The organism is Cellulophaga sp. 3_MG-2023, from assembly GCF_030546975.1.
Lineage (GTDB): Bacteria > Bacteroidota > Bacteroidia > Flavobacteriales > Flavobacteriaceae > Cellulophaga.
Window position 1 is genome coordinate 377,240 of record NZ_JAUOPS010000001.1, and the last position, 14,512, is coordinate 391,751.

Annotated in this window: 11 protein-coding genes; 4 read left to right on the forward strand and 7 right to left on the reverse strand. The window is 31.1% G+C overall.

The genetic code is table 11. The features are described from left to right. Nucleotides 1–59: 59 nt before the first annotated feature. Both fumC and Q4487_RS01500 read right to left on the reverse strand, forming a co-directional pair. Nucleotides 60–1,457 (reverse strand): class II fumarate hydratase, encoded by a 1,398-nt coding sequence (gene fumC, locus Q4487_RS01495; protein WP_303542612.1) that lies wholly within the window; start codon nt 1,455–1,457, stop codon nt 60–62. A 113-nt stretch (nt 1,458–1,570) separates the two neighbouring features. Further along, the gene (locus tag Q4487_RS01500) at nt 1,571–4,003 is read right to left on the reverse strand and encodes an outer membrane beta-barrel family protein (protein ID WP_303542614.1); all 2,433 of its coding nucleotides are present in this window, start codon (nt 4,001–4,003) and stop codon (nt 1,571–1,573) included. 267 nt (nt 4,004–4,270) lie between these two features. On the opposite strand from Q4487_RS01500, the gene Q4487_RS01505 reads away from it, so the two are divergent. Then, nucleotides 4,271–4,444, forward strand: coding sequence for a hypothetical protein (locus Q4487_RS01505; protein WP_013622269.1), 174 nt, complete (start codon nt 4,271–4,273; stop codon nt 4,442–4,444). Between the two features lie 176 nt (nt 4,445–4,620). On the opposite strand, the gene Q4487_RS01510 is transcribed toward Q4487_RS01505, so the two are convergent. From Q4487_RS01510 to prfB, 4 genes are all read right to left on the reverse strand, one after another. Beyond that, nucleotides 4,621–7,131, reverse strand: a complete 2,511-nt coding sequence (locus Q4487_RS01510) for a TonB-dependent receptor (RefSeq protein ID WP_303542616.1) — start codon at nt 7,129–7,131, stop codon at nt 4,621–4,623. Continuing rightward, on the reverse strand, nt 7,128–7,601 hold the full coding sequence (locus tag Q4487_RS01515) for a hypothetical protein (protein ID WP_100896170.1): 474 nt from the start codon (nt 7,599–7,601) through the stop codon (nt 7,128–7,130). Before Q4487_RS01515 ends, Q4487_RS01510 begins: the two co-directional genes overlap by 4 nt. A gap of 107 nt (nt 7,602–7,708) precedes the next feature. Beyond that, a complete protein-coding gene (gene arsC / locus Q4487_RS01520) occupies nt 7,709–8,050 on the reverse strand; it encodes an arsenate reductase (glutaredoxin) (RefSeq protein WP_100896169.1) in 342 nt (113 codons plus the stop codon). A 17-nt stretch (nt 8,051–8,067) separates the two neighbouring features. Continuing rightward, a protein-coding gene (gene prfB, locus Q4487_RS01525) for a peptide chain release factor 2 (RefSeq protein ID WP_303542619.1) occupies nt 8,068–9,166 on the reverse strand; the annotation gives its coding sequence in 2 pieces (ribosomal slippage) (nt 8,068–9,102 and nt 9,104–9,166; 1,098 coding nt in all). A gap of 92 nt (nt 9,167–9,258) precedes the next feature. Between prfB and Q4487_RS01530 the strand changes: the two genes are divergently transcribed. Together Q4487_RS01530 and Q4487_RS01535 are read left to right on the forward strand one after the other, a co-directional pair. Beyond that, nucleotides 9,259–11,658 (forward strand): zinc-dependent metalloprotease, encoded by a 2,400-nt coding sequence (locus Q4487_RS01530; protein ID WP_303542621.1) that lies wholly within the window; start codon nt 9,259–9,261, stop codon nt 11,656–11,658. A 20-nt stretch (nt 11,659–11,678) separates the two neighbouring features. Further along, complete coding sequence (locus Q4487_RS01535; RefSeq protein ID WP_100896167.1) at nt 11,679–12,701, forward strand: low specificity L-threonine aldolase; 1,023 nt, start codon at nt 11,679–11,681, stop codon at nt 12,699–12,701. A 5-nt stretch (nt 12,702–12,706) separates the two neighbouring features. Here the strand turns inward: Q4487_RS01535 and Q4487_RS01540 are convergent, their stop codons facing one another. Then, entirely contained in the window at nt 12,707–13,012 is a 306-nt protein-coding gene (locus Q4487_RS01540) for a YegP family protein (RefSeq protein ID WP_100896166.1), read from the reverse strand. 239 nt (nt 13,013–13,251) lie between these two features. On the opposite strand from Q4487_RS01540, the gene Q4487_RS01545 reads away from it, so the two are divergent. Next, nucleotides 13,252–14,352, forward strand: coding sequence for an OmpA family protein (locus Q4487_RS01545; RefSeq protein ID WP_100896165.1), 1,101 nt, complete (start codon nt 13,252–13,254; stop codon nt 14,350–14,352). The last annotated feature ends 160 nt before the right edge of the window (nt 14,353–14,512 follow it).

Genomic DNA, 14,512 nt, shown 5'->3' on the forward strand with positions numbered 1-14,512 from the left:
ATATAAAAAAAGGTGCAATTTAAAATTGCACCTTTTTTGTTTTATACTGGTTTGGTTTACTATTTTAGAGAACCTACCATTTCTTCTGGTTTTACCCATTCATCATACTGTTCTGCAGTAACGTAACCTAAATTAATAGCTTCTTCTTTTAATGTAGTACCATTTTTATGTGCTGTATTTGCAATTTCTGCAGCTTTGTAATATCCAATTTTAGTATTTAAAGCAGTTACAAGCATTAAAGAGTTATTTAATAATTCTTTAATTATAGCATGGTTTGGCTCTATACCAGCAGCACAGTTAACATCAAAACTAACACAAGCATCACCAATTAATTGTGCAGACTGTAATATATTTGCAGCCATCATTGGTTTAAAAACGTTAAGCTCATAGTGTCCTTGTGTACCACCTACAGTTATAGCAACATCATTACCCATTACTTGTGCACAAACCATAGTTATAGCTTCTGCTTGTGTAGGGTTTACTTTTCCTGGCATAATAGAACTTCCAGGTTCATTAGCTGGTATAATTATTTCGCCAATACCAGAACGTGGTCCAGAGGCCATCATTCTAATATCATTGGCAATTTTGTTTAAAGAAACCGCCAATTGCTTAAGAGCTCCATGGCTTTCTACAATTGCATCATGAGCAGCTAATGCCTCAAATTTATTTTTAGCAGTAATAAAAGGTAAACCTGTAAATTCTGCAATATATTTAGCAACTAGAACATCATATCCAGCAGGTGTGTTTAAACCTGTACCTACAGCAGTGCCACCAAGAGCAAGCTCTGCTAAGTGTGGTAATGTGTTTTCTAGTGCTTTTAAACCGTGATTTAATTGAGATACATACCCAGAAAATTCTTGTCCTAATGTTAATGGTGTAGCATCCATAAGGTGTGTACGACCTATTTTTACAACATTAGCAAACTCTTTAGATTTTTTTTCTAAAGTATCTCTTAATTGTTTAATTCCAGGAATAGTAACCTCAGTTATTTTTTTATAGGCAGCAATATGCATTCCAGTAGGGAATGTATCGTTAGATGATTGTGATTTGTTTACATCATCATTTGGTTGTATTGTTTTTTCACCTTCACCAATAACATTACCAGCTATTTCATGAGCTCTGTTAGCAACAACCTCGTTAACATTCATATTACTCTGTGTGCCAGAGCCTGTTTGCCATATAACTAAAGGAAATTGATCGTTGTGTTTACCTTCTAAAATTTCATCACAAACTTTTGCAATTAAATCTCTTTTTTCTGTAGATAAAACACCTAATTCACAGTTGGTGTAAGCTGCTGCTTTTTTTAAGTAAGCAAATCCGTAAACTATGTCTAATGGCATAGATGCAGCTGGTCCAATTTTAAAATTGTTTCTAGAGCGTTCTGTTTGTGCTCCCCAATATTTATCAGCAGGTACTTGTACCTCGCCCATTGTATCTTTTTCTATTCTAAAGCTCATTGTACTAATTTTTTATAGATACAAAGGTAAGAATTTGGAAAATTTTTAGTGCTTATTTATTTGGTGATTTTAGTTTATTTTGGAGTAAATATGAACTTTAATTAAAAATAATGTTAATTAAATTTATATGTAAGTGTAGCTCTAAGATTTCTTTGGTCAGATTGAAGCTCGTTGTACGAAGTAGAGCTGTCTAGGTTGGTAGTAGAATAACGTCTGTACGCATTAAAAATATCTGTAACTCCTATAGAAATTGAAGCTTTATTTTTTAAAATAGTTTTACTAAAAGCAAAATCTAGTCTGTCTAAAGCATTTGTTTTTGTTTGTGAGTTGTTGTCTGCTCCTATATAGTAATAATTTGTTTGAAAATTAACATCATAGGGTAGTGGAAGTTTAGCACTAAAACTAGTTGTCCATCTAAACTGGTTTGCATTAAAATTTACGTTAACCATTTGGTTATTAGTATCTGCGTATGCATATTTACCGGTTAAGTTTTGTTTGTACATAAACAGGTTTAAAGAAAAACGCCATTTTTTTATAGGAACATAAGTAAATGTAGCATCTAACCCAAACCTATCTTCTTCTGCAATATTTCTTTTAGTTTTAGCAATTACAGGTGTAGAAATAGTATTGCTATTATTAGTAATTACTATTGTTTCTCCTGTTTCTATTAAAACGTTATGTATTACGTCTTCAGTTTTAGAATAGAATAGGGCGCCATTAAAAGTTATTTTATCCCATTTGTTTAAATAATTAAACTCAAAAGAATTTGTAAACATTGGGTCTAAATTTGGATTGCCATAAAATAAATTAGTTTTACTAACTCTATTAGGAAAAGGATTTAAGTTACCAGCTGTTGGTCTCTTAATTCTTTTACTGTAGTTTAAACTAATTTTTTCTGTATTAGTAAATTCATAACTTAAAAACATAGAAGGAAACCAATTAATGTATGACTTTCCGTCTTTTGTATTTAAATTAGTTAATAATACAGATACATCTGTATGTTCTACACGTATTCCTAATGAAGCGGTTAATTTATTAAAACCCTGTGCAAACTGTAGATAACCAGCATTAACATCTTGCCTATACACAAGATTGTTGCTATATGTATTGTTTTTAAAGAATTGACTATTTATTATAGAACCTTCTGTATAGTCTATTTTGTAGTCATCAAAAACGCCTCTATATCCAATTTCTAATTTAGAGCTATAATCTTTACCAAAAGGAAGTGTATAGTCTATTTGTGCAAGTTGACTTATTTGGTGGTCGTCAGTAATTGCTTTTTCAAACAAACCAATGTTGTTATTGTCTAATATAACTTCATTAATAGCTCTATCTTCTAATTCATAACTTCTAGAAAATTGGTAATCTGCACTTAAAATATGACCTTTTAAATTAAATTTTCTTTTATAATTTAATGAGTAGCGTATATTTTCTTCATCGCTATCTTCCTCCGTATTTCTATTTCTGTTAATGGTTGTATTGTTTACAGCATTAAAATTATTTAAATCTATACTGGTATAATTTAAACCCGATGCTTTTGTATAAGCCACAGAATTAGTTATGCTAGAAGTTTTATTTAATAACAACTCTATGCCAGCATTTACAGTAATATTTTTATAATTACGGTCTAATGATCTGTATTCATTTTCAAAACCAATGTTAGTATTATTAGTATCAAAAAAATCGTTATAAAAAAGTGAATATCCAGGTCTTTCTCTGTCTGTATATGTGATGTTAGAAAATATATTGAATAATTTCTTTTTTAAGCCTAAAGCAAGTCCAACTTTATAATACTCAGGATCTTTAATTGTAGTTGTAATAGATCCATTAAAACCAGATTTTTTAGATTTTCTTAGAATAATATTTAATATACCAGCAGTACCAGAAGAACTATATTTAGATGAAGGATTTGTGATAACCTCTACCTTTTGTATAGTGCTCACAGGCATTTGTTTTAAAGCTTCTGGACTAATACCAGAAAGGGTAGAGGGTTTGCCGTTAATAAGTATTTTTACATTATTGTTACCTCTTAAACTAATAGATCCTTCTGGGTCTACAGAAACAGAAGGTATGTTGTTTAGAACATCAGATGCAGAACCGCCATTTAAGGTTAAATCTTTGCCAACATTGTATATTTTTTTGTCAAGCCTTAATTCTACCGTAGTTTTTTCGGCTATAAGTTCAACTTCATTTAATTCTTCAACATCTAACTCTAGCTTAATGCTTCCAATATTTTTAGATTTTTGAAGCTTTAAGTTTTTTAAATGATATGTTTTGTAAGAAATATACTCAATTTTAATATTGTATTCTCCCTTAGGAAGATCATTAATAGAAAACTTGCCATTTTTGTTACTAATGCCTCCAGAAATGTATTGGGGATTATTAACATCTTGTATTATAAGTGTAGCAAATTCTAAAGGGTTTTGTGTGTTGGCATCTATAATTGTGCCTGTTAGTTTAACAGAATTATTATTGTTGCTATCTTGATTTTGTTGAGCGTTAATAGCTGTGGTTAAGGCTAAAAACAAAAATAAAATATTTTTCATTAGTGGCTAGTCTTTAATAATTGATATATAAAAAGACTAGGCAATTATGTATATTCTTACGCATGAGTTTAAAGTAGGTTATTGGGTTGAGTTTGTTAGTTTAAAACGTTTTGTTTTACCTTATTTTTTATAAGTGTTTTAAGGTAAAATTAGTACGTCTTATACTACAAATATATAAAAATATTAAAATAATTCTATTTTTTTTTGATTTAGATTTGTTCTATTCATCTTAACAAGTATCTTTGTAACCGTTAAAATAAATTACTTATGTTTGAATTTGACCAGTATTTAGGTTTTTTAGCTTTTTTAACTATCCTAACAATAGGATTTTGGCTAATGATATTTTTATTAACATTTGTTATACCTTATTGGTTGGGCGGATCACTTATAGAATTTCTGAAAGAAAAACGAGAAGCTAAAAAAGCAAAGCGTTTAGAATAAAAAACAAAAAAGAGACTTATAAAAAGTCTCTTTTTTTGTGTCCTATTTTAAATATTAAAAATAGAAATGCACGTTTGTATTTTAGTTTATATCCAATAAATTAATCTATTAACATAATAAAAAAGAGGCTGTTTAAAAAAAAACAGCCTCTTTTTTATATTTATATAGTTGGTGTGTTACCCTTGCATTTCCATATCTCCGCCACTATCTCTCATTTCTCCTTTACTACGTTGATTTTTCTGTTGGTTAAATCTGTAAGTAAAAGTTAGTGCTACACTTCTTTGTCTCCATTGAAATTCACTGTTAGAAAAAATGTTTTCTGTTCTACTTTCTGATCTACGTTTTCTTGAATTAAAAATATCATTTACACTAAATGATAATGTAGCCTTATCATTTAGTAGATCTTTACTTAAAGCTAAATCAGAATTAAACATTCCTTTTCTTGTTGTTTGAGCATTTTTAGAAGGACCTCTGTACGTTAAGTTAGTTTGAAAATCTATTTCTGCAGGTAAAGGTATTTTTGCACTAAATTTTGTAAACCAACTAAAGTTTTCAGCATCAAAGTTCTGCGTAATAATTTCGTCTTGGAAATTTGTATACGTATGTTCACCTTCTACGTTTTGCTGAAATAAGTTAAGGTTTAAGCTAAATCTCCAATTTCTCATTGGCGTGTAGGTTGATGTAATGTCTAAACCATACCTAGTTTCTGTAGCTAAGTTAATTGGTGTTCTTGCTTGTACAGGAATATCTACAGAACTACCTGGGTTTGCAGGATCTTCAATACTAACAAAATCTCCCGTCTCTTGTGTTATAAATTGAAAAACACCAGTAGAGTGATTGTAGTAACCAGAAATGTTGAATAAAACTTTATCCCATCTTTTTAAATAGCCTAAGTCGTAAGCATCTGTAAATGTTGGATCTAAATCTGGATTACCAAAAAATAAGTTTGTGTTACTAGATCTAGAAGGAAAAGGGTTAATAAACCATGAACCTGGTCTTCTTAATCTTTTACTGTAACTAACAGTAAATTGCTCCATCTCAGATAATTCATATCCTAAAAAGACAGAAGGAAACCAGTTTGTGTATTTTTTAGTGTTAACATCACTAGTTTCTGCTAATTCTATTTCTATGTCTGTATCTTCTACACGTAAACCTCCTAAAAGGCTAAATTTATTAATTTTAGTACCTAATTGTACATAAGCAGCATTTACTGTCTCATTAAAAAACAGTGTGTTACTAAAGTTTGGATTGCTGTTAAATACACCATTTGTTTCTTGACCAAAGTCATAATCAGTAGTGTAATTGTTAAAGTTACCTCTGTAACCAGCTTCAAACTGAGAGCCAAAATCTTTACCAAATGGCAACACATAATCTAATTGTACTAATTGCTTTATTTGATTGTTGTCTGTAATTGTACGTTCTAGTGGGCTATTAGTTGTGCTACCACTAACTGTTTCTTGAATGCTAGCATTTTCTAATTCGTCTGATCTTGAGTACTGGTAGTCTATAGTTAACTTGTTTCCATCATCATTAAACCTCTTTTCGTAATTTAAAGAGTATTGTACAGTTTCTTCATCATCATCTTCTAAAGTATTTCTTTGTCTTTCGATGGTAGGATTCATATTGCCATCAAAATTAAAGAAGTTTATATTTGCTTTGTCTAAACCATTAGACTTTCTGTATAATACAGAATTTGTAATGCTGCTTGTTTCATCAATAAAATATTCAAAACCAATATTAGCATTGTAGTTTTTATTACTTCGGTCGTAATCTCTGTATTCGTTTTCAAAACTTGCAGTAGTTCCATCTTCATTAAAATATTCATTTTCAAAAAATGCATTACCAGGACCTGTTCTGTCTCTGTAGCTTAAGTTTGTATACAGGTTAAACTTGTCTCTTCTAAGGTTTATGTTTGCAGAACCAGCATATTGTTCTGGGTCGCCAATAGTAGCAGAAACAGAGCCATTTAGACCAGCAGTTTTACTTTGTTTTAAAATTATGTTTAAAATACCAGCAGTACCTTCAGCATCATATCTAGCAGATGGGTTTGTTACAACTTCTACTTTTTCTATAGCATCTGCAGGTAACGACTTTAATGCAGCATTGTCTAAACCAGATAGGGCAGATGGCTTACCGTTAATTAATATTTTAACACTTTCATTACCACGTAAACTAATAGCGCCTTCTACATCTACATCTACAGATGGTACGTTGTTTAAAACATCTGTAACAGAACCACCTTTTACAGTTAAATCTTTACCTACGTTATAAACTTTTTTATCTAATCTAAGCTCTACGGTAGTTTTTTCGGCAACCAAGACAACAGCGTCTAACTGCTCTACATCTAAACCTAATTTTATAACACCTAAGTTTGTAGATTTACTTAGGTTTTGATTGTTTAAAGTATAAGTTTTATAAGATAAAAACTCTATTTTAATGTTGTATAAACCTGCATCAGCAGTAACATCAAATTTCCCTTGTTGATTTGTAATTCCGCCTGTAACTACTGCTGGGTCTTTTACACTTTGCAATATTAAAGTTGCATATTCTAACGGATCTCCTGTTTCATCATCGACTACGGTACCGGTAACCTTAATTTTTTTAGGATTTGTAGATTGTGCGTTGGGACCTTGTGCGTACGTGATTACTGTTGCAAATAATAGTACAAAGGAAAGTAGTTGTTTCATTCTTTTCGTTTAGTTTTTTTCTTTTTCTTTTTTTTGGCTTTTTTAAAACCTTCTTTTTCTAAAGCAACATATGCCTCATATTTTTCTTTTGGCAGTGCAGCTTTTAATTCTTCAGTCTGTTCTTTTTTTAATTTTTCTATGCTTTCTTTCATTTTATCACCCTCTAGCTTTAAAATCTGCAGCTCCATAAACTTTTTTATGTATTTAGTTAATGTTGTGCTAAGTACTGCTTCTTCAAAACTATTAAGTTCTATAACCTCCAGAATTTTTGGCATTTGTAATTCTACAATTTCTTCTGCTGTAAGTGGGTCTGGCTTTTCATTTGATTGTGTTTGTGGCATTTGGTTTCTAACTCTACCACTTCCATAACCATTATTATAGCCGTTGCCATAGCCATACTGTGCTTCTACAGTAGAAAAGGACAATACAAATACTATTGTTGCATAAAAAAATATTTTATTAATTTTCATAACTTTCTGAATTAGTAAGATTTTAAAATTACCCTAAGGTTTAATCTGGTTTGGTTAAATGTTTGTTAAAATGAATAACAATAAAAATGCCAAAAATTAAACTGTTACTAAATTACAGTTTTTATTGCTTCAGTTGGTCTGCCAATAACAGCTTTGTCTCCGTTAATAATTATTGGTCTCTCTATTAATTTAGGATTAGCTATCATAGCATCAATAATATCTTCGTTAGACAGTTCTTTACCTTTGTAGTTCTCTTTCCAAATAGCCTCGTTTTTACGCACTAAAGCTAATGGCTCAATGGCTAAAAGTTTAATAATATCTTTTAGTTCTTGTTTTGTAGGTACATTTTCTAAATACTTTACAATTTTAAAAGGTTTACCAGATTCTTCTAAAAAAGCAACACCGGCTCTAGACTTGCTGCACCTATTATTATGGTAAATTTGTATCATTTTTTATTCTCTAATTGTTAATCTTCATCTTTTTGTCCCATCATCATTAGATAGGCTTTTAAAAATTGGTCTATTTGTCCGTCCATTACTGCATCTACATTACCTGTTTCTTCTGCTGTACGTACATCTTTAACAAGTTTGTAAGGGTGCATTACGTAATTACGTATTTGAGATCCCCATTCAATTTTCATTTTACTTGCTTCTATTTCGCTACGAGCTTCTTGTTTTTTACGAAGTTCAATTTCATATAACTGAGATTTAAGCATTTTCATTGCTGTAGCTCTATTATCGTGTTGAGAACGAGAATCTGAACAAGAAATTTGAATGCCTGTAGGTTTGTGAGTTAGCTGTACTTTTGTTTCTACCTTGTTTACATTTTGCCCACCAGCACCGCTAGAACGTGCTGTTGTAATTTCTATATCTGCAGGGTTAATTTCTATTTCTATACTATCATCTGCAAGGGGATAAACATAAACAGAAGCAAAAGAGGTGTGTCTTTTAGCATTACTATCAAACGGAGAAATACGTACCAAGCGGTGTACGCCATTTTCACCTTTTAACCAGCCAAAAGCATAATCGCCTTCTATTTCTAATGTAACAGTTTTTATACCAGCAACATCACCTGCTTGGTAGTTTAGTTCTTTTACTTTGAAGCCTTGTTTTTCTGCCCACATTAAGTACATACGCATAAGCATAGCTGCCCAGTCACAACTTTCTGTACCACCAGCACCTGCTGTTATTTGTAAAATAGCTGTGAGTTCATCTCCCTCATCAGAAAGCATATTTTTAAACTCTAAGCCTTCAATATGAGTTTTTGCTTTGTTGTAATGGTTTTCTACTTCTTCAGCAGTAACATCGCCTTCTTTTAAAAACTCTAGTAGAACCTCTAAATCTGCAATAAGAATTTTTGCATCATCAAAATCTTTAACCCATTTTTTTTTGGACTGTAAAACTTTCATTTGCGCTTGGGCCACTTGCGCATTGTTCCAAAAATCTGGAGCTAGGGTTTTTTCTTCTTCGTTTTCTATTTCTATAAGCTTGGCATCTATGTCAAAGATACCTCCTTAACGCACCAAGGCGATCTAAAAGATCTTTGTATTGATCTGTTGTTATCATTTATTAAAATAATTTAAAAGCAAAAATAGCACTAAACTATGGTTGTACAATCTATTTTATATAAATTTAGAAAATCTAAAAAAAACCAACCTATGAGGCATATATCTATATTTTTATTATTGATAACTTATTGTTTCTCTGTAAATGCACAATTTACAAGTAATAAAAAGGATCTTAAAAAATACTCTGGCTATTTTTCGTTTTATTATGATAATAAAACAGATAAGGTTTATTTAGAGGTTAAAGATTTAGAAAAAGAGTTTTTATATGTAAACTCATTAAGTAGCGGTGTAGGTAGTAACGATATTGGTTTAGATAGGGGGCAATTAGGCAAAACTCGTGTAGTTTATTTTAAAAGAGCAGGTGGTAAGTTGCTTTTAGTGCAACCAAACTTACAATATAGGGCATTAACAGAAAATGTATTAGAAAAGCAGTCTGTAGAACAAGCTTTTGCAAAATCTATTTTAGGAGGTTTTAAAATAGAAGAAGAAAAAGATGGGAAATTTGTAATAGATATTACAAGTTTATTTATGCAAGACACTCACGGTGTTATTAATACGTTAAAGAATACGTCACAAGGATCTTATAGTTTAGATGTTAGTAAAAGTGCTTTTAATTTAGAACGTATTAAAGCGTTTCCTAAAAATATAGAGTTTGATGTATTTTTAACTTTTAAGGGGCAAGCTAAAGGAAGAAACATTGGTTCTGTAACACCAACATCTAGTTTGGTTACTGTAGCGCAACATCATTCTTTTATAGAACTTCCAGATGGTAACTATAAAAAAAGGGCTTATGATCCGCGTAGTGGTTCTTTTATGTTTTCTTATTTTGATTATGCTACTCCAGTACAAGAGGATATAAAAAAGAGGTTTGTTACTAGGCATAGATTAGAAAAGAAAAATCCTAATGCAGCAATAAGTGAAGCCGTAGAACCAATAATTTATTATTTGGATAATGGTACACCAGAACCTGTACGTTCTGCATTATTAGATGGTGGTAAATGGTGGAACCAGGCTTTTGAAGCTATTGGTTATAAAAATGCTTTTCAGTTAAAAATATTACCAGCAGATGCAGACCCAATGGATGTTAGATACAATGTTATACAGTGGGTACATAGGTCTACTAGAGGATGGAGTTATGGCGCAAGTGTAACAGACCCACGAACAGGAGAAATTATAAAAGGACACGTAAGTTTAGGTAGTTTACGAATTAGACAGGATTTTTTAATTGCACAAGCGCTTACAAATAAACCCTTTGCTAAAAACGATGATAATTACAAGGAAATGCTAAAACTTGCTTTGGCACGTATACGCCAATTATCTGCACACGAAATTGGGCACACTTTAGGTTTTGCACATAATTTTGCAGCAAGTAGTAATAACAGAGCTTCTGTAATGGATTATCCGCATCCTCAATTTAAATTAAAAGGTTCTACAATTGATTTTTCTAATGCTTATGCAGAAGGAATAGGAGAATGGGATAAGTATGCAGTAGCCTATTCTTATTCGGATTTTAAAGACGGTGTAAACGAAGAAAAAGAATTAAAAAGTATTATTGAAAAATCTCACAAAGAAGGCTACCGGTTTATATCAGACAGGGATGCAAGAGCAAGTGGTGGTGCGCACGCATATGCACATCTTTGGGACAATGGAGCAAATGCGGCAGATGAATTAGATAAAGTTTTAAAAATAAGAGCTATTGGTATTTCTAATTTTTCAATTGATAATATAAAAGACGGACAACCAAATTCGGTTTTAGAAGATGTTTTTGCTCCTCTATATTTTTTTCATAGATACCAAACCGAAGCTACATCTAAATTGATAGGAGGGTTAGATTATAATTACACTGTAAAAGGCGACTCGCAGTTTACTGTAAAAACAGTTTCTAAAAAAGAACAAGAAGATGCTTTAAGCAGTTTATTACAAACAGTAAACGCAGAACAAATAGCAATTCCAAAAAATAAGTTGTCTTTGTTTCCGCCAAGAGCTTTAGGATACAATAGTACAAGAGAATCTTTTAGTGGTAAAACAGGAGTTTCTTTTGATGCTTTTTCAGCTGCAGAAACTGCTGCAGATATGACTCTTTCATTTTTGTTGCACCCGCAGAGAGCATCTAGATTAGTACAGCAAAAAAGTTTAAATGCTAAACAAATTGGATTGCAAGAGGTGCTAGATCAACTAATAAATAACACATTTAAAAATAATTATAGAGATACTTATTTAAATGAAGTGCAACAGAATATTAATTTTAGAGTGTTGTACTATATTAAAAACTTAGCAGCAAGTAAAAATGTGCATCCAAAAGTAAATGCAATAGCTAATTTTAAATTACAAGAGTTAAAAGATAAATTTTTAGATAGAAATAAGCCTTATGCCTTAGAGGTTGTAAATAGAATTGAATATTTTCAAAAACATCCAGAACTTTTTAAAACAATAGTTTCTCCTAAAATGCCAGATGGTTCACCTATAGGAATGGAATGTTTTATAAATTAAAAAAATATAAATTGTAAAGAATGAAGATTAACCTTATTAGTGATACAGTCACAAAGCCAACACCAGAAATGTTGCAAGCAATGTTTGCATCAGAAGTAGGAGATGATGTTTTTAAACACGACCCAACCATAAATAAATTAGAGGCTAAAGTGGCAGCTATGTTTGGTAAAGAAGCTGCTTTGTTTTTTCCTAGTGGAACTATGGCTAACCAAACAGCAATAAAGTTGCATACACAACCCGGAGAGCAATTAATATGCGATAAATATGCGCATATTTTTAATTATGAAGGTGGTGGTGTTAGTTTTAATAGTGGAGTTTCATGTAGGTTAGTAGATGGTCATAGAGGTATGATGACGGCAAAACAGGTAGAGGAAGCTATAAATCCACCAGATTTTTACCATAGCCCTTTAACAACATTAGTTAGTATAGAAAATACAACTAATAAAGGAGGAGGAGCTTGTTGGGATTTTGAAGAGTTAAAAAAAATTAAAGCAGTTTGTGATGCGCATAATTTAAAATACCATCTAGATGGTGCTCGTTTATGGAATGCTTTAGTAGCCAAAGGAGAGACTACAAAGCAATACGGAGATTTATTTGATACTATAAGTGTTTGTTTAAGTAAAGGTTTAGGTTGTCCTGTTGGTTCTGTTTTAGTAGGCTCTAACGCAGATATACAAAGGGCAATACGTGTGCGTAAACTATTTGGTGGCGGTATGCGACAGGCTGGTTATTTGGCAGGAGCGGCTATCTATGCCTTAGATAATAATATAGAGCGTTTACAAGAAGATCATACAAAAGCAAAAGAAATAGGAGAGGTTTTAACAAATCTTGATTTTGTAAAATCTGTAGAACCAATAGAAACTAACATTATAATTTTTGCTATTGATGAAACTAAAATTACCCAAGAAGAATTTTTAGAAAAACTACTTAAAAACAATATAGAAATTATAGGAATGGGACAAGGTAAACTACGTATAGTAACGCATTTAGATTATACAGATAGCATGCATAATTCCTTTTTGTCTATTTTAAAACATTTATAAGTTTATTAAATTGATAAAAAACTATTTTTTAAGTTTTTTATACCATTTTCCATTCCTGCTTCAGAAGAGTAGAATTGACTTTTACCTATAATTTTACCGTTCAGGTTTTTTAAATTGAATAAAAATTTGCCGTTGTAAGCTGTTTTGCGCTCAAAAACGTTTAAACTGTTTATAGACGGCTTTATTTCTTTTATAGTATTATTTATTTCTTCCTTACTATTAAAACTATTCCCTTGTAGCAAAACAATATTATTCTTTGTTTTTAAACGAAAAGTGAAAGTGTTATCCTCTTTTTTAATTATATCTATCATAACTCCACATTTTTCTTAAAGATAAGATTTTTTTAAAGGAGTTGGTTAAATTAATTTTAAGATTTAATTAAGATAATGTATTTACCCAATAATTAACCTCTGTTAACCCGTTGATATCAGTAAAACTGGTATTTTTAATAATTTTGTCTGCTTTTTTGTGTTTTATCGATCATAAAATTTTATATTTGCAGTATAATTATTTAACATATTTTAACATTAATTAAACACATTAACCAAAAATGAAAAAATTATTATTCTTATTTGCAGTTATGACTGCATCTGTTACAATGGCTCAAGACTTGCCAACTAATCCAGAACCAGGTAAATGTTATGTACGTTGTACTACTCCAGATGTTTACGTAAATGAGTCAATTACAATTACTACTAAGCCTGCATATTCTGTATTAAAGGCAGTACCAGCAACTTTTAAGACTGTTACAGAGCGTGTATTAATAAAAGATGAAAGTAAGACGTTAAAAGTAGTTCCTGCTAAATGGGGTACAGAAACAATTTCTTATGTAGCTAAAGAAGGTGGTAACACTATTAGCATTACACCAGCTAGTTTTAACCCTAGCTCAGAAACTGTAGAAGTTAAACCTGCTTATGCAGTATGGGAATTAGGTGCTTCTGCTCCTGATTGTGCTTCTGGTAACCCAGATGATTGTAGATACTGGTGTTACAAAGGTTATCCAGCAGAATTTACAACTATTCAAACTCAGGTTTTAGGTGCAGATGCTTCTGTATCAAAAACTCCAATTGGATCAAGAAACGCAACTTACAAGAAAACAGTATTAATTTCTGGTCCTTCTGTTGTAGAAACTGTTATTCCTGCTGAGTACAAAGAAATTACTAAAACTGTATTAGATAAAGATGCTTACACTACAAACGTATCTGTACCAGCTGTAACTAAAACAATTACAAAAGAAGTATTAAAGGAAAAAGGTGGTTTAACTACTTGGAGCGAAGTTGAGTGTTCTTTAGTACAATACCAAGCTTTACCTATTAACTGGAACTTAGGTAGCTCTACTTTAACTCCTGCAGCTAAAAGTATTATCGATTCTAGATTAATGCCAGTTTTAAAGCAAAACCCAGGTGTTAAATTAGAGATTGCTTCTCATACAGATGCAAGAGGTAATAATGCATCTAACCAAAGTTTATCTGAAAAAAGAGCTAAATCTGTTGCAGATTACTTAATTTCTAAAGGTATAAACTCTAGCTTATTAGTAGCTAATGGTTACGGTGAAAACAAATTAAAGAACAGATGTAAAGACGGTGTTTCTTGTACTGAAAGAGAGCACGCAGCAAACAGAAGAACTGAATTTAGATTAATTAACAACTAATAGGTAACTATTAAAGTTAATTATTAAATAATAACAAAAGGCTTTCAATTAATTTTGAAAGCCTTTTTGCTTTTTAATACATAAAGCTATTCTTTATTTTAGTAATTATATTACATATAACTTTATTACTATTTAGTTTTTTAACCTAATTAGTTACTGC